At 61.2% G+C, this 263-nt stretch carries 1 protein-coding gene; it reads left to right on the forward strand.

Annotation, left to right across the window (positions count from 1 at the left end; translation table 11 throughout):
• On the forward strand, positions 1-263 hold a 263-nt coding region (locus SB724_RS20620), incomplete at both ends, for a hypothetical protein (protein ID WP_410572784.1).

Here is a 263-nt window from a genome sequence, read left to right on the forward strand (position 1 = left end):
GCGGCGGTCCGGCAATCGAACAACTGGGCCTTGGCGATCTGCCGCCTATTGGTGACGAATACTCGCTCACACTACCCACCGGTGAGTCCTTGTCCGGCCGTGTTTGGTTCAAGAGTCGGCATCAAGTCGGGGTCACCGTACATAGCTACGCCGAGCACGGCGACGGGCTGCTCATCGTCGCCGAACAACTACCCATTCCGGATAAGAGGCCCGACGGCGGGTCAATGGTGATTGCCTCAACGTACGATCTTGGCGCCCACGCG

The organism is Bacillus sp. SIMBA_031 (assembly GCF_046535225.1).
Classification (GTDB): Bacteria; Bacillota; Bacilli; order Bacillales; family Bacillaceae; genus Bacillus; species Bacillus velezensis.